At 68.2% G+C, this 18,325-nt stretch carries 16 protein-coding genes; 9 read left to right on the top strand and 7 right to left on the bottom strand.

Annotated elements, in window-relative coordinates:
* The first annotated feature begins 11 nt into the window (after positions 1-11).
* Both dapD and ACTXPP_RS08760 read left to right on the top strand, forming a co-directional pair.
* Positions 12-974 (top strand): 2,3,4,5-tetrahydropyridine-2,6-dicarboxylate N-succinyltransferase, encoded by a 963-nt coding sequence (dapD, locus tag ACTXPP_RS08765; protein ID WP_301497898.1) that lies wholly within the window; start codon positions 12-14, stop codon positions 972-974.
* A gap of 142 nt (positions 975-1,116) precedes the next feature.
* Positions 1,117-3,741 (top strand): ABC transporter permease, encoded by a 2,625-nt coding sequence (locus tag ACTXPP_RS08760; RefSeq protein WP_301520304.1) that lies wholly within the window; start codon positions 1,117-1,119, stop codon positions 3,739-3,741.
* 16 nt (positions 3,742-3,757) lie between these two features.
* On the opposite strand, the gene dapC is transcribed toward ACTXPP_RS08760, so the two are convergent.
* The 6 genes from dapC to typA all read right to left on the bottom strand — a co-directional run bounded on the left by dapC (position 3,758) and on the right by typA (position 10,744).
* Complete coding sequence (gene dapC / locus ACTXPP_RS08755; protein WP_301495526.1) at positions 3,758-4,906, bottom strand: succinyldiaminopimelate transaminase; 1,149 nt, start codon at positions 4,904-4,906, stop codon at positions 3,758-3,760.
* A 52-nt stretch (positions 4,907-4,958) separates the two neighbouring features.
* Positions 4,959-5,282: a ferredoxin gene (gene fdxA / locus ACTXPP_RS08750; protein WP_301495524.1), complete on the bottom strand. Its 324-nt coding sequence runs from the start codon at positions 5,280-5,282 to the stop codon at positions 4,959-4,961.
* Between the two features lie 116 nt (positions 5,283-5,398).
* Positions 5,399-5,872 carry a hypothetical protein gene (locus tag ACTXPP_RS08745; RefSeq protein ID WP_301495522.1) on the bottom strand — a complete coding sequence of 158 codons (474 nt, stop codon included), beginning with the start codon at positions 5,870-5,872 and terminating at the stop codon, positions 5,399-5,401.
* 4 nt (positions 5,873-5,876) lie between these two features.
* Positions 5,877-6,860: an N-acetyl-1-D-myo-inositol-2-amino-2-deoxy-alpha-D-glucopyranoside deacetylase gene (gene mshB, locus ACTXPP_RS08740; RefSeq protein ID WP_301495521.1), complete on the bottom strand. Its 984-nt coding sequence runs from the start codon at positions 6,858-6,860 to the stop codon at positions 5,877-5,879.
* A complete protein-coding gene (locus ACTXPP_RS08735; protein ID WP_443341814.1) occupies positions 6,853-8,793 on the bottom strand; it encodes an ABC transporter family substrate-binding protein in 1,941 nt (646 codons plus the stop codon). The genes mshB and ACTXPP_RS08735 overlap by 8 nt, the downstream gene beginning before the upstream one ends.
* Positions 8,794-8,833: 40 nt before the next feature.
* Positions 8,834-10,744, bottom strand: coding sequence for a translational GTPase TypA (gene typA, locus ACTXPP_RS08730; RefSeq protein WP_301520302.1), 1,911 nt, complete (start codon positions 10,742-10,744; stop codon positions 8,834-8,836).
* A gap of 389 nt (positions 10,745-11,133) precedes the next feature.
* Between typA and ACTXPP_RS08725 the strand changes: the two genes are divergently transcribed.
* Positions 11,134-11,853, top strand: a complete 720-nt coding sequence (locus tag ACTXPP_RS08725; RefSeq protein ID WP_301495515.1) for an Rv1157c family protein — start codon at positions 11,134-11,136, stop codon at positions 11,851-11,853.
* Between the two features lie 48 nt (positions 11,854-11,901).
* A complete protein-coding gene (locus tag ACTXPP_RS08720) occupies positions 11,902-12,468 on the top strand; it encodes a ribonuclease FAU-1 family protein (RefSeq protein ID WP_301495513.1) in 567 nt (188 codons plus the stop codon).
* Positions 12,469-12,489: 21 nt separating this feature from the next.
* On the opposite strand, the gene ACTXPP_RS08715 is transcribed toward ACTXPP_RS08720, so the two are convergent.
* Positions 12,490-13,659 carry an acyl-CoA dehydrogenase family protein gene (locus ACTXPP_RS08715; protein ID WP_301520949.1) on the bottom strand — a complete coding sequence of 390 codons (1,170 nt, stop codon included), beginning with the start codon at positions 13,657-13,659 and terminating at the stop codon, positions 12,490-12,492.
* Positions 13,660-13,796: 137 nt separating this feature from the next.
* On the opposite strand from ACTXPP_RS08715, the gene ACTXPP_RS08710 reads away from it, so the two are divergent.
* From ACTXPP_RS08710 to ACTXPP_RS08690, 5 genes are all read left to right on the top strand, one after another.
* The gene (locus tag ACTXPP_RS08710; protein WP_301495509.1) at positions 13,797-14,426 is read left to right on the top strand and encodes a DUF4232 domain-containing protein; all 630 of its coding nucleotides are present in this window, start codon (positions 13,797-13,799) and stop codon (positions 14,424-14,426) included.
* 1 nt (position 14,427) lies between these two features.
* A complete protein-coding gene (locus ACTXPP_RS08705) occupies positions 14,428-16,314 on the top strand; it encodes a hypothetical protein (RefSeq protein WP_301495507.1) in 1,887 nt (628 codons plus the stop codon).
* Positions 16,315-16,356: 42 nt separating this feature from the next.
* Positions 16,357-17,022, top strand: a complete 666-nt coding sequence (locus ACTXPP_RS08700) for an SDR family oxidoreductase (RefSeq protein WP_301495505.1) — start codon at positions 16,357-16,359, stop codon at positions 17,020-17,022.
* A gap of 121 nt (positions 17,023-17,143) precedes the next feature.
* The gene (locus ACTXPP_RS08695) at positions 17,144-17,707 is read left to right on the top strand and encodes a hypothetical protein (RefSeq protein ID WP_301495503.1); all 564 of its coding nucleotides are present in this window, start codon (positions 17,144-17,146) and stop codon (positions 17,705-17,707) included.
* 88 nt (positions 17,708-17,795) lie between these two features.
* On the top strand, positions 17,796-18,158 hold the full coding sequence (locus ACTXPP_RS08690; RefSeq protein WP_301524899.1) for a hypothetical protein: 363 nt from the start codon (positions 17,796-17,798) through the stop codon (positions 18,156-18,158).
* Positions 18,159-18,325 lie beyond the last annotated feature (167 nt).

Raw genomic sequence — 18,325 nt, 5'->3', positions numbered from 1 at the left:
GCTTGACGACCATGACTGCCGCTTATGGAACCGGAATCGCGACCCTGACCGCCGACGACACCGTCCTGGACGTGTGGTACCCCGAGTTCGGCCTGGGTGAGGCACCCGCCTCCCCGCTGGACCTCAGCCACCTGGAGGGTGCCGACGACACCGCCGCCGACCGTGGGGTCCGCCGCGAGGTCGTCCACACCGTCATCGCCGACACCGATACCGCCCCGACCGATGCCGCGGACGCCTACCTGCGTCTGCACCTGATCTCCGGCCGGGTCGTCCGTCCGCACGGGGTCAACCTCGACGGTGTCTTCGGCAAGCTGTCGAATGTGGTGTGGACCAACTTCGGGCCCTGCGCCGTCGAGGGCTTCGAGGCCACCCGAGCCAAGCTGTCCCGCCACGGCCGGGTCACCGTGTACTCCGTCGACAAGTTCCCCCGCATGGTCGACTACGTCGTTCCCACCGGGGTCCGCATCGGCGATGCCGACCGCGTGCGTCTCGGCGCCCACCTCGCCGAGGGCACGACCGTGATGCACGAGGGCTTCGTGAACTTCAACGCCGGCACCCTGGGCTCCTCCATGGTCGAGGGCCGCATCTCCGGTGGCGTGGTCGTCGGTGACGGTTCCGACGTCGGCGGCGGTGCCTCGATCATGGGCACCCTGTCCGGTGGCGGCAAGGAGGTCATCTCCGTCGGCGAGCGCTGCCTGCTCGGCGCGAATGCCGGTGTCGGTGTCTCCCTCGGCGACGACTGTGTCGTCGAAGCCGGTCTGTACGTCACCTTCGGCACCAAGGTCGTCGTCAACGGCGCGGTCGCCGATGCCGCCGGTGTCGCCGGTGTCGCCGACGGCGATGTTGTCAAGGCGTCCGACCTCTCCGGTGTCTCCAACGTGCTCTTCCGCCGTAACTCGGTGAGTGGCGCGGTGGAGGCCGTCGCCCGTGCCACCGGTTCGGTCGAGCTCAACGAGGCCCTCCACCAGAACTAGACAACGCCCGGGACCATCCCCGGGGTCAGCCCGGGGTCAGTACTGCCCTCTCCCCCACCGCACGGCGACCCACCTCACCCGCCGTGCGGTTTCTGACTCTCCAGTTCCCTCACTCTTTAATTCTCTCTCCAGGACCCTCTCCATGGCCCCTTGTTCCGGCGCACGTGTCCTCCGCACCCTGGCCACCCTGAGCCTGCGCGGCCTGCGTGCCCATGCCGCACGGCTGCTGCTCACCCTGTTCACCGTGGTGCTCGGCACCGGCTTCGTGGCCGGCACGATGCTGCTCACCACCACCCTGGACCACTCGGTCACCTCCTCGGCGGAAGCCGGGTACGACGGTGTCGACATAGTCGTCGTCCCCGGTGACGGACAGCGCAGCCTGCCGGACGCCGCGAGCGACCACCTGGCGGGCAGCCCGCTGGTGGACCGACTCAACATCCGCGGCGACCACAGTGTCGCGCTCAGCCGCGACGGGCAGGCACTGGACACCGGTGACAGGACGATACGTCCGACCCCCTGGTACGACCAGGACGGACTCGTCGGCCCGCCCCGCACCCTCACCGAGGGCACCGCCCCCGGACCGGACGCCGTCGCCGTGAGTTCCCGGACCGCCGAGGAGCTGAACCTCTCCCCCGGGTCCACTTTGACGCTCAATGACCAGGCCGGCGAACTACCGTTGACGGTCAGCGGGATCTTCGGCACCGGCCCGGACGCCGACACCGACGCCGATACCGGTGCCGCCACCGAAGAGCACCAGCTCGACCTGGTCCTCGGTCGCGACACCTACCTGCAGCGCTACGCCGGTGCCGGTCTCCCCGGCCTGGTGGCCACCGTGGCACCGGGTCAGCAGGCACCGGAGGTGGCCGCCGCCCTGACCGATGAACTCGCCGCCCTGCCGGGGACCCCGGAACCACCGACGGTGCGGACCGGGGAGCAGGCCGCCGCAACCGACAGCGCCGCCCTCACCGCGGGCCTGGGGTTTGTGGGGTACATCCTGCTGGCTTTCGCAGTGATCGCCCTGGCTGTCGGGATGTTCATCATCGCCAACACCTTCGCCATGACCGTCGCCCAACGCACCCGGGACTTCTCGTTGTTGCGCGCACTGGGGCTGTCACGTCGTCAGGTCACCGCCACGGTCACCGCCGAGGCCCTGGTCATCGGACTGGTCGGCTCGGTGTTGGGGGTCGGCGCCGGGGTCGCGATGGTCGTCGGGATCCTGGCCATCGCCGCCCGTCTCGACCTGGGGCTGCCGACACTGGAACTCGCGCCGACCACCGGGACGATACTGCTGCCGGTCGTCCTCGGCGTGCTGGTCACCCTCGCGGCCGCCTGGGCTCCCGCCCGCCGGGCCGGGGCGCCCTCTCCCCTGGCCGGGGTCCGCGACGCCGTCGAACCACCGGTGCCGCGCACCCGCACCGTCTCCGGCACCCTGGTGCTTCTCGCCGGTGTCGCGATGGCCGTGATCGCAGCCCTCACCGACGGGTGGGGAACCGGGGCGCGCGCCTCAGTGAGCGGACTCGGCACCCTCGCCGTCGTCGTCGGTGTCATTCTGGTGGGCCCCGCCGTCTGCGCCCGGGTTCTGCCGGCACTCGGGCGCCTGGTCGGCGCCCCCTTCGGTAGTGCCGGGCGCATGGCGTCCGGTATCGGACGACGCCAACCACGACGGACCTCCGGCACCGTCTTCGCTCTCACCCTGGGCCTGTCCCTGGTGACCTTGACCGGCATGCTGGGTTCCTCCGTGACGGCGTCGGTGGCCGGTGTGGTCGATTCCGAGGTCACCGCCGATCTGGTGGTCGGCCCACCGGGAGGGGCGGTCGATGTGGCCGTGCCCGGGAGCGCGGCCGGGAGGATCACCGAGACCCCCGGTGTCGGTGCCACCTACACGGTCGGCAAGGCACCGGCGCGGGTGGGCGACTCCACCACGCTGATCACCGTGGGGTCGGGCGATCCGCAGCACACCTTCGCTCTCGGGGAGACCAGTGGGGAGCTCAACCCGGGCCACGACGGTCTGGTGGTGTCCCGCAGCTTCGCCGACGAGCATGATCTCGCCCTGGGTGCCACGGTGCCGGTGGGGGTCCTCACCCAGACCCAGACGGTGGACATGCCGGTCGCCGGTATCTTCGAGCAGTCCCGGTTGCTCGGCGACGTCATCATCGACTCCAACGCCTACTGGAGGCTGGCCCCCGGCTCCCAAGGCAGCGGCGGTCACCGGATCCTCGCTGTGGCGGTCACCGGCGACGGCACCGCTGAGCCAGCTGCCCTGCGGGAGAGTCTGGAGGCGGCGACACAGGAGTATCCGATGCTCCAGGTCCAGACCCCGGCGGAGTTCGGCGGTGAGCAGGCGGTGATCATCGACCGGCTGGTGGTCGTGGTCTACGCCCTGCTCGCCCTCGCCGTCGCCGTGGCGGTGTTGGGCGTGGTCAACACACTGGCACTGTCGGTGGTGGAGCGCCGTCGGGAGTTCGGTGTGCTGCGCGCTGTCGGTATGGGCCGCGGGCAGGTCGCCGGGATGGTGCTCATCGAGGCGGTCCAGACCGCTGTTCTCGGGGCGTTCGCCGGCATCGGTATCGGCCTGTTGGCTGGCTGGTCGCTGCTCGGGTCGCTGTCTGCGGAGGGCGTCGACACAGTCGTGGTGCCGTGGTCCACCGTGGTACTGGTCGTGATCGGTGCGGTGGCGGCCGGCGCGGTTGCCGCACTGACCCCGGCGCTGCGGGCCGCCCGGATGCCGGTGCTGCAGGCTGTCGCGGAGAACGACGACCGGCCGTAGAGCGTGCTGACCGGTGCTAGTCGGCCAGTGTGACCAGGCGCTCGGCGGCCTTGACGATGTCGGAGTCGGTGGCGGTCAGACCGATCCGGACGTGCTCGGCACCGGCGGGACCGTAGAAGTCTCCCGGTGCGACGAGGATGCCGAGGGCAGCCAGCCGGTCGACGGTCTCCCGGCAGGGACGGCCTTCGGTGGCCCACAGGTACAGCCCGCCCTCAGAGTTGTCGATGCGCATCCCCGCGGCGCGCACGGCGGTGGACAGGACCTCGCGGCGACGCCGGTAGCGCTCCTTCTGCAGCAGCTCCTGACCGTCGTCCTCGAGGGCTGCGGACATGGCGGCCTGGATCGGCCCCGGCATCATCAGCCCGGCATTCTTGCGGACGCTGAGCAGTTCGGCGATCAGCTCCCCGTCACCGGCGAGGAAGCCGGCGCGGTAGGACGCCAGGTTCGAGGTCTTCGACAGGGAGTGCACCACCAGCAGGTTGGTGTGGTCCCCGCCGCAGACCCGGGGGTCCAGCAGGGAGATCGGGGCCGGGGACTCCGCCCCTTCCTCCCGGTCGGTGGACCAGCCCAGGCCGAGGTAGCATTCGTCGGAGACCACGACCACGTCACGTTCCCGCGCGTACTCGACGACCTTGCGCAGGTGGTCGATGCCCAGCACCTTGCCGTGCGGGTTCGCCGGGGAGTTCAGGAAGATCATCGTCGGCACCTGGGGGCCGAGCTTGAGCAGCGAGTCGCTGCGCAGCACCTCGGCCCCGGCCAGCTTCGCGCCGACCTCGTAGGTCGGGTACGCCAGCTCCGGGATGACGACTGTCTGGCCGGGCACCACGCCCAGCAGGAACGGCAGCCAGGCGATGGCCTCCTTGGTTCCCACCACCGGCAGCACGGCGTCCTGCGATACCCCGGTGACACCGAACCGTCGTGCCAGGGCCTCGGTGATCGCCGTGCGCAGCGCCGGGGTGCCGACAGTCTGCGGGTAGCCGGGCTCACCGGCGGCCTCGGACAGTGCCAGCTGGATCGACGGGGCGACCTCGTCGACCGGGGTGCCGACCGAGAGGTTCACCAGTCCGTCCGGGTAGGACGAAGCGGTCTGCTTCGCCCCGGCGAGGGAGTCCCACGGGAAGTCGGGAAGCTCGGCGGACAGCGTGCGGCGTGACAGTCTCGGCATGGTCGAAGAGGTCCTGTTCGTTGTTGGGGAGGGCTGGCCTGTGCCTGGCGCTCTAGTCCTGGTTCTGGGGCGGCAACGTGGCGATGCCCTCGACGTCGAAGTCCTGCGGGCCCAACTTCGCTGCTCCGCCCGGGTCGCCCAGGTCATCGAAGAACGCCACGTTGTAGTCGATGTAGTCCTCCCACTCGTCGGGCAGGTCGTCTTCGTAGAAGATCGCCTCGGTCGGACAGACTGGTTCGCACGCGCCGCAGTCCACACATTCATCGGGGTGAATGTAGAGCATCCGCTGGCCTTCGTAGATGCAGTCGACGGGGCATTCCTCCACGCACGCCCGGTCGAGCACATCCACACAGGGCTGTGCGATCACGTAGGTCATCTGTTAAGTCACCTTCTGGTTTCTCGTCACGTTGTAGATTGTCGTCGGTTGTACCGCTACGCCCGGAGGTCACCCGGGCATGGTCTCGCGCACCGCAGTTGTCGCTGCTGATCTTCTCACTTCAACCGCAGAAATGCCCAACCGCCGCCGAGGGCTCCGACAGGCAGCAGAAGCAGGCTCCATATGCTGCTGGAGACCACAGTGTCCCCACCGGTGCCGGGCAGTACCGGCCAGAACACCAGCAGCGCGTAGCCCACCACCCAGGTCCACAGCGGGATGGCGGCGATGGAACGATTGTCGGTCCACAGCAGTGCCGTTTTGACCAGCACGTAGTTGAACCAGGGAGCCACGACCAGCGGCCAGGGGAATGGCACGGAGACGCTGCCGAAGGTGATCCGTGACCCGAGGTAGAGCACCGCGAGCAGGACGGAGATCACCGCGCCCACGGACAGCCAGACGATTCCGGCCACGCGTTCGGACCGGGTGGTGTCGCGGCGTGGTTGGGACCGTTCAGGGTCGCCCCAGTGCGGTTCCAGGTCACGGACGTCTGCACCGGTGGACGGTGTAGTCGTCGTCTTGTCGGTTCCCATCGGGTCACCTCCCTTCAGCGAATAGACAGTCTAGTCTGTTCAGAGTGTCCTGCGAAAGTCGAGGCACCGGAAAAGCCGCACCAATCATATAACTTTCCGACGGCAGCAGCGGCTGGGCGATGAGGTTGGACAGGCAGTACGCCATCGGCACCCCGTCACCGACAGGCTCACGGGCCCGGTCGTTGACGTCGGACGCACTACCGTCGGCGACCCACAGCTGGGTCGCATGGGCTGTCATCGCCCGACGTTTCGCATCGAGATCACTGTTTCCGGCCTTGCCGCCGTCACCGCCGCCATCATCGGGATAGGCACCGGCGACGACCCGGACATCAACCGACGCCGCCGGCACCGAGGCAAGTTCCCCGGGCTCCGGCCACCGCCAGCCGGCGGGCGGGTCACCGGCGTCACGCATCGCCGCCAGGCCTGCCTCGACCCGCTCGCGTTCCTGGACCGCCCAGTAGATCCTGGCGGGCGTCCAGTGTGCATCATGGCTCTCTGCTGCGGCATCTGCTGCGGCATGGACGATCTCGTGGGCCCGGATGTGGTCGGGGTGCCCGTAGCCACCATCGGGCCCGTAGGTGACCACGACGTGCGGACGCAAGTCGTCGAATACCGCGGTGAGTTGTTCGACGGCTGTCGCGCCGGAGGACACGAACGCCGCCGGGTGCTCGGCCGCCGGGGCTCCGGCCATGCCGGAGTCCCGCCAGCGACCCGGGCCGCCGAGGAACCGCGGACGTCCGACCCCCAGTTCCCCGAGCGCCCGCTGGAGCTCGGCGATCCGGTAGCCACCGAGGATGTCGTGGTCGTCAGCGACCAGACCGGCGTACTTCTCCCCTATCACCTCGCCCTCCTCCCCCAGGGTGCAGGTCACCACGGTCACCTCGGCACCGCGGCGGGCCCACTGGGCCAGGGACAGGCCGGTCCACAGTGACTCATCGTCCGGGTGCGCGTGGACGGCGAGAATGCGCACGTCCTGAAGGTCATTCATCGTCGGTCTCCTCGGCAGATGGGGTGGTTGTCGTGTCTGACTCGGTGTCCGACTCGGTGTCGGGCTCGGTGTCGGTATCCATCCGGGTCCATCGGTCTGCAGTGTAGAACGGTCCGGATCGCGGCCCGATCGGCCACTCCGACAGATCCTGGTCGGGACCGACCAAATCAGGACCGGCGCCGACGAGCACCCGGTCGGCGACCAGCGGCAGCGACAGGTGCAACTCACCGATCCGCGCCCGCAGCTCCTCCGGCACCGCCTCGAGACTGCCTCCCTCCGGTTCGTCGGCCAACAGCGCGTCCACGGTGTCGTCACAGATCCCGGTGACGTTCGCCGCACGTGCCCGTTCGGCAGTTGCGTCCGCAGTACTACCTGTATCCCCGGTATCCCCGGCACCGTCAGCACCGTCAGTGCCGTCGGTGCTGTCGGTGTCTCCGGTGGCACCGGACGTGGCCGCCCCGGATTCACCTGCACCGGCATCGGTGTCCACAGCATCACCTCCGGAGGTGCCGGACAATGGGCGATCGGCCTCATCGCAGGCATAGCGACTGCGCAGATCCGTCCATCGTCGGGCGTCGTCCTGCCAGGACACGACCGCGTCCACCTCGCCTCGCGGCAGCAGGTCGGCGTAGAGTTCCGTTGCGGACGGCGTCACCACTGTGGCAGGAATCCCCTTGTCCACCAGAGTGTCGACGACACGACGGGCGGCCTCGACCGCCTCCTCGTCGAGGGTGTCCGCACCGATCTGCAGGGGACGTTTCCGGCTCACCCCGACAATCGCGGTCCCCTGCTCCCCGGTGGTGGGCCCTGCCACATCAGCAACCAGGTCGTCTTGCGGTGCCGTGGCCCGCGGATGTCCGGTGACCAGCCGGGCGACCCGGTCTGCGTCGACGGCGGCGAGGACCTCGGCGCGGGCGTCCGGTGCGTCCAACCGGGTCGATGCCGTGTTGAGCTGCAGCGTCAGCTGGCGACGTAGCGTCGTCGTCCGGGCCTGCACCCCCGGGACCGTGCGGATGCTCTCGGCTGCCACCCCGGAGTTCCGGGTGGTCACCGCCTGGATCTGTCCGGTGCGCAGCATCTGGGCGGCGGTGTCGGTGTCGTTGACGGTGGAGAACTCGAGTTGGTCGGTCTGCGGCGGGATCTGCCCCCAGAACCGGGCGTTGCGTTCCAGGAGCAGTGTCCCGCGCCCCGCGTCGTATTGCCGGACGGTGTACACCCCGCCGGAGGCCGCCGGAATATCGCTCATCATGGTTGAGAACGGACGGTTCTCCCCCCGGTAGATGTGACTTGGCAGCAGATTCGCGAACAGCTCACGCCACTGGGCCGTCGGCGAGTCGAAGGTCACTGTGACCCGTCGGCCACCGGCGGAGGTGGAGATCTCGTCCACCGAGTCATAGAGATCGGTGGACGTCACACCCGGCTGGGTGGTGATCTGCTGATGCAGGTACTCGAAATCCGAGCCCACGATCGGGGTCCCGTCGGACCACTGCGCCCGACTGTTGATCACGTACACGACCTTCTCCGGGGCGTCCTCGTCGCCCCCGTCGATCTCCACCGAGTCGAGCAGGTCGTTGTTGATGTCGTGGCGTAGCCCGTTCGGGCCGCGGCGGTATGCACTGGGCAGGGTCAACTCGGCGACCGTGGAGGTCAGCATGGACTGGGTGGACACCAGGTGCGGATTGAGGTCGGCGGGCACCGAGTCCACGCCGATCTCGATGCGGCGCAGTTCCGGAGCAACCGACGAGTCCCCCTGGTCGGTGTCATCGGCATCCCCCGCGCCGTCCTCGATGTCGGTGGCCGGTGCCTGGTCCTCCACCGTCGGTGCGTCCCCCGGGTTCGCCTGGCATCCGGTCAACACCAGTCCCAGGGTGGTGAGAACCGCCACCGGGACACGACGACGAGAAGCCGTCGACGGGCGACGAATATGACTCACCTGTCAACGGCTCCTTACCCGGTGTGACCCGGTGGGTCGGCTACTTGTTACGTGCCTTCATGCGCGACAGCGCGCGAGCACGCTCGGTCGCACCGAGGATGACCTTGCGCACCCGGACGTTCTCCGGGGTGACCTCGACGCACTCGTCGTGGCCACAGAACTCCATGGCCTCGTCCAGGGTGAGGTTGTGGGCTTTGGCCAGCGTCACGGTGGCATCGGCGGTCGCCGAGCGCATGTTCGTGAGCTTCTTCTCCTTGGTGATGTTGATGTCCATGTCCTCGTCGCGGTTGTTCTGCCCGACGACCATGCCCTCGTAGGTCTGGGTGCCGGGCTCGACGAAGAAGCTGCCGCGGTCGGCCAGCTGGGTCAGTGCATAGGCGGTGATCTGACCGGTGCGGTCCGAGACCAGCGAACCGTTGGGACGGTCCTTGATCTCACCGGCCCAGCCCTCGTAACCGGCGGAGTAGTGGTTGGCGATACCGGTACCACGGGTCTCGGTCATGAAGATGGTGCGGAAACCGATCAGGCCGCGGGACGGCACGGTGAAGTTCATCCGGATCCAGCCGGAGCCGGTGTTGTCCATCGCCTCCATGCGGCCCTTACGGGCGGCCATCAGCTGGGTGACGGCACCGAGGTGCTCCTCGGGCACGTCGATGATCATGTGCTCGTAGGGCTCCTGCAGCTTGCCGTCGACGGTACGGGTGACGACCTGCGGCTTACCCACGGTCAGCTCGAAGCCTTCACGACGCATGGTCTCCACCAGGATCGACAGTGCCATCTCACCACGGCCCTGGACCTCCCAGGCGTCGGGACGCTCGGTGGGCAGGACGCGGATCGACACGTTACCGATCAGCTCCTGGTCCAGGCGGGCCTTGACGACGCGGGCGGTGAGCTTGTCGCCGCCGCCGCGACCGGCCATCGGGGAGGTGTTCACACCAATGGTCATGGAGATCGCCGGCTCGTCGACGGTGATCCGCGGCAGGGCGACGGGGTTCTCGGTGTCGGCGAGGGTGTCGCCGATCATGATGTCCTCGATGCCCGAGATCGCGGCGATGTCACCGGCGATGACCTCCTCGGTGGGCACGCGGGAGACACCGACGGTGCGCAGCAGCTCGGCGATCTTGGCGGTCTTGAAGTGCTGGTTGCCATCGGCGTCGTAGTGGATCCAGGAGACCTGCTGGCCCTTGCGGATCGTGCCGGCGAAGACGCGGATGAGGCCGATACGGCCCAGGAAGGAGCTGGAGTCCAGGTTGGTGACGTGGGCCTGTAGCGGGGCGTCGATGTCGGCGGAGGGCTCCGGGAGGGTGTCGTAGAGGACGTCGAACAGTGCCTGGAGGTCTTCGGCGTCCGGGATGTTGCCGTTGCCGGGGTTCTCGGTGGAGGCCTTGCCGGCGCGCCCGGAGGCGTACAGCACCGGCAGGTCCAGCAGGGTCTCGGCTGCCTCGGCGGCCTCGTCGTCGTCCAGGGACGCGGCGAGCTCCAGCAGCAGGTCCTGGGCCTCAGTGACGACCTCGTCGATGCGGGCGTCCGGACGGTCGGTCTTGTTCACGCAGATGATGACCGGCATCTTGGCCTCGAGAGCCTTACCCAGCACGAAGCGGGTCTGGGGCAGCGGGCCTTCGGAGGCGTCGATCAGCAGGACGACACCGTCGACCATCGACAGCGCGCGCTCGACCTCGCCGCCGAAGTCGGCGTGGCCCGGGGTATCGATGACGTTGATGACGAGGTCGGAGCCGCCTTTGCCCTGACCGGCACGACGGATGGCGGTGTTCTTCGCCAGGATCGTGATGCCCTTCTCCTTTTCCAGGTCGCCGGAGTCCATCACACGGTCCTCGACATCGCCGTGGGCGTCGAAGACGCCGGACTGACGCAGCATGGCGTCAACGAGGGTGGTCTTGCCGTGGTCGACGTGTGCGACGATGGCGACGTTACGGAATTCAGTCAGTGACACAGATCCTTCAGCTTCCTTGCAGTGGATGCAGTTGGTACCGGCAGCGGTACAGGGCGATTTCAGCGGTGCGGGCGGGAAGGTCCGGGATGGTCCGGACGCCACACACCGTCAACAGCACTACACGATACGCGACGTAGCGCCCATTTATCTCATTGAACGGGAATCCCGCCTCTCTGCGCCCGCGCGCACGCGCATACTTCCGGGAGGTGGTGGAACTTTTCCGCCGATTCGACTGCACCCGCGCTACCGACGCTGATATGGTGGATAAAACCGAAGAGATAGCGTATATGTTGCTCGTGTTACTATTGTGACTGATGTGACTAAGGTTCCGCTGTCCCGCAGGACCGCTATTGACGACTCACACCAGACAAACGACCGAAAGGCCGCCCGTGCTCACCCACCACTCGCAGAACCGCTCCCCAGGCCGCGTCCGCCGCGCAGCCGTCGCAGCACTGGCTGCCGTCTCACTGGCGGGTGGCACGGCCCTGGCCGCAGCCCCCGCAGCCCAGGCCCTGCCCGGCCTGCCGCCCGCACCGATCGACCACCTGGGGCGCCCGAACGAGCAGATCCTCAAGGAGATCGAGAACTTCGCGAAGAGCCCACAGGTCCCCGATGACATCGGCGACACCCTGATGCGCGTGGTGGGCTTCTTCCGCGGCGACGGCGAGCCCGGTGTCGCCATGCCCGAGGGCGGCCCCGCCTTCACCCAGTTCGGTTGGCCCGCCCCGTCCACGGGCTGCCAGGGCAGCGACGGCAGCCCCATCGGCATGGGCATGGGCGTGCCCGGCCCGGCCGATCTGCCCCTGCCCGGTGTCCCCCGCGGCCACATCGACTTCGTCTTCACCGCCCTGGGCACCGGCCCGGTGTCCGAGCGTCAGGCCAACGGCATGCGCGTGCACTGGGTCAACATCAACAACGGCCGCACCGGCCAGACCCCGCTGCGCTTCAACGGCATCAACGCCGACGGCCCCGGCACGGTCAACGGCCAGGCCAACACCGGCGGTGGCACCGTCGTCGCCCTGCTCGAGGGCGGCGTGAGCACCGACGAGGACTCCGGTCGCGTCAGCTGTGACTACATCCCGACCGTCGGAGTATTCAACGTCCGGTAACTTCCTTCCGGTCGCCGAGCCTCCGCAGACACCGTAAAGTCTCCTGCCATGGTGGACATTCACCCGCCCAAGCAGGAGACTTTTGACGTCCAGGCCCGGACCAACACCGACCCCAAAGGCTTCGTGCGCCCGGTCGACGAGTACCGGGTGGTCGGTGACGCGCTGTACATGGCACGCCCTGCCGACCATCCCCGATTCGGCTACCTCGAGAGCTGGCTGATCCCCCGTCTCGACGTGCGGGTCAGCATCTTCCACTTCCGCCCCGGTGCCCGCGGCAGTCTCGCCGGCCAGCAGCTCTACGTCGACATCGCCCAGATCAGCCGTGAGCACGGTACCGACGGCGGCGTTGACGATGGGGCCACCTGGCACACCACCGACCTCTACATCGATGTGGTCACCTACCGCGGCAACCGCTGGGAGGTCCTCGACCTCGATGAGCTCGGCGGCGCCCTGACCCGCGGTTACATCGACACCCCCACCGCCGACCGGGCGCTGGCCTCAGCACAGCGCCTGGTCACCGGCATGCTCGACGCTGGCGGTGTCGCCCCCTGGCTGGCCCGCGAAGGCGTCCAACTGACCTGGGCCGGTGACGTCACCCTGGCCCCGCAAGGGTGACCCCCTGGCCCCGGTGAACCTCTAGCCGAGGATCTGGCGGCCCATGACCATGCGGCAGACCTGGTTGGTTCCTTCGTAGATCTGCGTGATCTTGGCGTCGCGCATCATCCGCTCCACCGGGAAGTCGCGGGTGTAGCCGTAACCGCCGAGCAGCTGGATGGCATCGAGGGTGACCTCCATGGCGATGTCGGAGGCGTAGGCCTTCGAGCCGGCGGCCATGAGACCGAGCTTGCCGCCGTCCTCGGCCACACCGCGCTCGGCGTTGGACGCTGCGGTGTAGATCATCAGCCGGGCGGCATCGATCTTCATCTTCATGTCGGCCAGGGTGAACTGGGTGTTCTGGAAGGCGGCGATCGGCTTGCCGAACTGCTTGCGCTCCTTGACGTACTCCACAGCAGCATCGAAGGCACCCTGGGCGATGCCGAGAGCCTGGGCGCCGATGGTCGGACGGGTGTGGTCGAGGGTCTGCAGCGCGGTCTTGAAACCGGTGCCCTCCTCGCCGATCATCCGGTCGGCAGGGACGCGGCAGTCCTCGAAGTACAGCTCCGCGGTCGGGGAACCCTTGATGCCCAGCTTGTGCTCCAGGCCACCGACGCGGAATCCCGGATCATCCTTGTGGACCATGAACGCGGAGATGCCGTTGGCACCGGCCTCCGGGTCGGTGACGGCCATGACGGTGATCCAGGTCGCGCGGGAACCGTTGGTGATGAAGCACTTCGAGCCGTTGAGGACCCACTCATCACCGTCGCGGACGGCCTTGGTCTTCATACCGCCGGCATCCGAACCTGCCTCACGCTCGGTCAGCGCGTAGGCGGCGAGTGCGCCGTTGGCGATGTCCGGCAGGACTTTCGCCTTGAGCTCCTCGGAGCCCTGCAGGATAAGACCCATGGTGCCGAGCTTGTTCACGGCCGGGATCAGGGAGGACGAACCGCAGACGCGGGCGACTTCCTCGATGACGATGACGGCGGCCAGGGAGTCAGCGCCCTGGCCCTCGAACTCGTCGGGGACGTGGACGGCGTTGAAGCCGGATTCGTTGAGGGCCTTCAGCGCCTCCTCCGGGAAACGCTCCTCCTCGTCGACGGCCGCCGCGTACGGTGCGATCTGCTGCTCGGAGAGTGCGCGGATGCTGTCGCGCAGCTCCTGGTACTCCGCCGGAAGCTGGAAGAGGTCGAATTCAGGGTTGAAGGCCATGGACGTGAGTCTCCTGAGATTGTGGGGTGGTTCGTGCTCGTCCGTCAATGGTAGTCATCCCACCGTCCGCTGGTGGCATTTTGGCCGTCTCACACCCGCAGTGACCTGTGTTGTTCAGTGTACCTACACTGGATGACATGACGAACACACACCTACTCACCCGGAGCGCGGCCATCGCCGCTACCGCCGTGCTCACCCTCGCTGGAATCGTCGGCTGCGGCACCGACGACAACGACAGCACCGATGACGGAGCGTCCGGGGCCGTCTCCGACACCGCGGCGACCGCCGACGGGGGCACCGACGCAGGCAACGACGGCGATGGTTCCGGCACCGACGGGTCCGACGGTGCCTGCACCGCCGACGACGTGACCGTCAGCCTGGAGAACCAGCAGGGTGCGGCGGGCAGCATGCTCGCCGACATCACCGTGCTCAACGACTCCGACACCCCCTGCACCGTCCAGGGATACCCGGGCGTGGCCCTGGTCGACGCCGACGAGGAAACGATCGGTGCACCGGCCACCCGTGAAGACACCGGCAGCTCCGAGGCCGTCAGCCTGGCACCCGGCGAGTCCGCGACCTCCGGGGTGCGCCTGGGCCAGGCCGGCAACTACGACGAGGCCACCTGTGAGCCGACCCCGGCCGCCGGCTACCAGGTCATCATCCCGGAGGAGACCACCCCGGTCGTCATCGGGCAGGACGACCTGACCGCCTGCGCCAGCGACGAGGTCGAACTCCTGTCCGTCCAGCCGTTCACCCCCGCCATCTAAGGTGGCGTCCCCCATCACGCGGGAGTCCGACGTCCCTTCCCCCTCGACCTCGCCGCTCTCCGACTCGCCCCTCTCCTCACGAGCCCTCGCCGCCCCGGCACTGATCCTGACCCTCGCCGTCGTCCTCCGCGGTTGGCAGCTCAGCCAACGCACCTTCTACTGGGATGACCTTGTCATCCCGGCACGCTTCCGGGACGCCGGACTCTGGGTTCCCTATGACGGCCACCTGATGCCGGGATCGGGGGCGCTGCAGATCGTCGCCGACACCCTCGCGCCACTGCAGTGGTGGTTACCTGTGGTGATCACCCTGGTCGCGACCGTGGCCGCGGGCGTGCTGTGGTGGCTGGTGCTCGGGCAGCTCACCCGGGCCCCGTGGGTCCGGCTGCTGGGCTTCACGGCCCTTGTCTTCTCCCCCTTCCTCGGTATCGCGTCCGGCTGGTGGTCAGCCGGGGTGAACGCCCTGTCCTGGCAGCTGACCGCCGGGGCAGTGGCGTTGCTGTTGCTGCGTCCCCGGGTGACATGGAAGCACACGCTCGCGGCGTCGGCGGTGCTGCTGGTCGGCCTACTGATGACCGAGAAGGTCCTTACCGTGGTTCCCGCCTTGATCGCTGTGGGGATCATTCTGCGGCTGGGAGGACGACGCCTGCCAGCACTGCCGTGGCTGGCACCGACGGCGATCACCGCTGGGTGGGCGGGGTTGTACCTGTATCTCGCGGGCCGGATGTCCCCGGGTTCCGGGCCGGCGCTGGACGATCTGACCGGCGCGATGGGCGCTGCGGTGTTGCCCGGGGCTCTCGGGGGCCCGTGGACCTGGGACCGCTGGAACTCCTCCCCGGCGTTCCCGACGACCCCGGGCGCCGTGCAGGCCGTCCTGGCGGGTGTTCTGTTGGCCGCGGTGGTGGCCCTGGTGGTCGCCAACCGGCGGCGTCCGGTTCCCGTGGGCGCCGCTCTGCTGCTCAGCGTCGGCTACCTGGCGACGGTACTTCTGTTGTTGCAGTCGGGACGCTCCGGGGACGGTGCCACCGACCTGCTGGCCCGCGGAATGCACTACTACGTCGACTGGTGGTCGGTCACCGTGCTGGCGCTGGTCGCGGCTGTGTCTGTGCCCGTGCCTGCGCGTGGGCCGGCATCCGGCACGGGAACAGACAGCGACGTCGATATCGACGCAAATTCCGGCGCAGACACGGATGCTGAGGCAGGACGCCCTGCCGGCGGCGCCCTGCGCCCGGTGTCACCGGTCCTGCTCACCCTGGCTGTGCTCCTTGTCTGCAGTTCCACCGCCTCGACACTCACCTGGGTGGCCGCGTGGTCGGACGACCTTTCGGCGAAATATCTCGCGACGCTGCGCGAGGCCACCGCAGATCCCGAGCGTCCACTGCTGGACCAGAACCTCCCCCTCGACCTCCTGACCCCGTTGGTCACCCCCTACAACTCCGCCAGCCACGTCGCCGGCGGGCAGGGAGGTGTCTCCGACGTCGTGGACAATCCACAGATCATCACGCCAGACGGAGAGCTGGTCGAAGGCCACGTTCTCGACGCCTCCCGCAGTGAAGCCGGGGAGGAACCCCAGTGCGGCGTGCGGGTGGAGGTTGGCCAACCCCGGATCATCCGCGTCGAGCCGCCATTGCCCCTCGGCGACTGGACCTGGGAGTTCACTGCCACAGCCACCGAGGAGGTGGACGTGGAGCTGTCGATGCCCAACGGTCTGGAAGAGGAGTCGCAGTGGCGGGCACGGACGCTCACCGTCCCGGTCGACGACTCCCTGACCACCCGGTGGGTGAACATGTCCGGCGGCGGCGGCGGAACCCTCATGGCCAATGTCGTCGGTCCCACCGGGGCACACATCTGTATCGGGGCTGGGGCCATGGGGCCGCTCATTCCCAGATAGGGTGGATGTCACACATCCACCTGAGAAAGGCGACTCCTCATCATGCATGACATCGTCATCGTCGGCGGCCACGGCAAAGTAGCGCTGTTGACTGCGCCGATGCTGGTCGAGGCAGGTAACACCGTCACCTCGATCATCCGCAACCCGGATCACGCCGCGGACATCCGGGAGACCGGGGCGACCCCGAAGGTCGCGGACATCGAGACCATGAGCACCGACGACATCGCCGAGATGCTCTCCGGCCACGACACCGTCATCTGGGCGGCCGGTGCCGGCGGCGGCGACCCCGAGCGGACCTTCGCCGTTGACCTGGACGCGGCGATCCGCACCATCAACGCCTCCGAAGAGGTCAGCGTCACCCGCTTCATCATGGTCTCCTGGTCCGGCTCCTACCTGGACCACGGCATTCCCGAGGACAGCGGGTTCTACCCCTACGCCGAGGCCAAGGCCATTGCCGACCAGCATCTGATGGACTCCGAACTCGACTGGACGGTGCTGGGCCCCAGCACACTGACCGACGACCCCGACAGCGGCGGGATCTCCGTACTGCCCGAGGGCGACGGCTACACCGATGCCACCGAGGTACCCCGGGAGACCGTGGCCCGCACCATCCTCGCCGCCCTGGAGTGCCCCCAGTCCTCCGGCGCGGTCGTCCGATTCAACGCTGGCGACACCGACCCCCACGACGCTTTGCGCAGCGTCTGGTAGTTCCCCCGTCCACCAGGGAGCGATCCCGTCGGACCTGATCGCCGGTGTCCCCGATAGGGTGCCGGCACCCATCTACGCCGAGTACGCCCACGGGTAGGGGTGCAACGGTAGTGTTCTGTACATGACCCACCCGTTCACGGGCACCACGCGCGCCAATAACGCCAAAGACATCCCGGATGCCCGCGGTACCTCTGCCGAGGGTGGTCCCGTGCGCCCCTCTGACACACCGGAGGTCGTCGCCCGGTACCGCTCTGCGATAGCGCAGCGCTCCGGTGAGGATGTCGCTGTGGACGCACTCGCGGACCTGTGGCGGATCGACACGATGATCACCGAGAACATCGACCGCTCCCGGACCGTCCGCTCTGCCCTGGTGTGGACGCTCCCGGTGGTCACTGTCGCCGCCGCCCTGTTCACTGCCGGGGCACTCGCCCTGGGCAACGGTGTGGCGCTCACCGTCGTCGGCCTGCTGGTCATCTTCGCCGGCCTGTGCAGCGGTGCACTGGCCCTCACTCACCTGTGGTCCGGCGCTCTGCTGCACCGCCGGGCTCTGGCTCAGGACGACCTCTTCCGGCGTGAGGTCGGTGGACTGGTGACGGAGTCACCGGTCGACAATCCGGTCCATGTGGTGTCGACCCGCGCAGAGCTGCTTCATGCACTCGAAGACATCCTCCATCGCCGGCGCTAGATTCCCGCCAGTGAGGTGTTCGACTCAGTCGAACATCTCGAACACCTCATCCCGATTCATGTCCGGCCGGACCGGTAATGTTGTGGGTATGAACGCACAACACGACCCCGGTGCTCCTGCCGCCCCGGTCCCTGAGTTGAAGGACGTCCTGGGCACCCGGGCAGCCCTGCTGTCACCAGCCCCCACACCTCTCCCCCGGATCGGGATCCCCGGCACCACCCCGGAGACACCTGCCGACGGGTTGCGGCGCGATGCCGAACTGCGCGAGAACCTCCACGGAACCACCCAGGATCTTCGACTGATCGCCGATGCGCGCGCCCGTGCCGTCACAAAGGTCTCCACCCCGATGGCGGCTACGGTCCTGACGATCCTGACGCTGATCGGCGCCCTGCTCCTCGCCGCCCTCGGCACCTGGATCTTCGACATCGGCGTCGCCTGGGAAGTGGGATAGTCATGAACGACAACCGCGGTAACGGCCCCGCTGTCACCGGGTGTGGGGTGCTCATCCTGTTCGCCGTCGCACTCTGGGCGTTCCTCTGGGCGCTCAAGATCGGCATGATCCTGCTGGGCGTCGCTATGATCCTGACTGCCTTCGTCGGGGCGATCGCACTGCCGATC

The organism is Candidatus Corynebacterium faecigallinarum (assembly GCF_052264515.1).
GTDB lineage: Bacteria > Actinomycetota > Actinomycetes > Mycobacteriales > Mycobacteriaceae > Corynebacterium > Corynebacterium faecigallinarum.
The sequence above is the reverse complement of the archived record's forward strand: the minus strand, read 5'-3'. Positions and strand labels throughout refer to the sequence as shown.

Coding starts and splice junctions, on each gene's coding strand:
- ACTXPP_RS08715 (WP_301520949.1), bottom strand. CDS start 13,659: ATGGCCTTCAACCCTGAATTCGACCTCTTCCAGCTTCCGGCGGAGTAC.
- mshB (WP_301495521.1), bottom strand. CDS start 6,860: ATGAATGACCTTCAGGACGTGCGCATTCTCGCCGTCCACGCGCACCCG.
- ACTXPP_RS08745 (WP_301495522.1), bottom strand. CDS start 5,872: ATGGGAACCGACAAGACGACGACTACACCGTCCACCGGTGCAGACGTC.
- ACTXPP_RS08700 (WP_301495505.1), top strand. CDS start 16,357: ATGCATGACATCGTCATCGTCGGCGGCCACGGCAAAGTAGCGCTGTTG.
- dapD (WP_301497898.1), top strand. CDS start 12: ATGACTGCCGCTTATGGAACCGGAATCGCGACCCTGACCGCCGACGAC.
- ACTXPP_RS08695 (WP_301495503.1), top strand. CDS start 17,144: ATGACCCACCCGTTCACGGGCACCACGCGCGCCAATAACGCCAAAGAC.
- fdxA (WP_301495524.1), bottom strand. CDS start 5,282: ATGACCTACGTGATCGCACAGCCCTGTGTGGATGTGCTCGACCGGGCG.
- ACTXPP_RS08760 (WP_301520304.1), top strand. CDS start 1,117: ATGGCCCCTTGTTCCGGCGCACGTGTCCTCCGCACCCTGGCCACCCTG.
- ACTXPP_RS08720 (WP_301495513.1), top strand. CDS start 11,902: ATGGTGGACATTCACCCGCCCAAGCAGGAGACTTTTGACGTCCAGGCC.
- dapC (WP_301495526.1), bottom strand. CDS start 4,906: ATGCCGAGACTGTCACGCCGCACGCTGTCCGCCGAGCTTCCCGACTTC.
- ACTXPP_RS08710 (WP_301495509.1), top strand. CDS start 13,797: ATGACGAACACACACCTACTCACCCGGAGCGCGGCCATCGCCGCTACC.
- ACTXPP_RS08690 (WP_301524899.1), top strand. CDS start 17,796: ATGAACGCACAACACGACCCCGGTGCTCCTGCCGCCCCGGTCCCTGAG.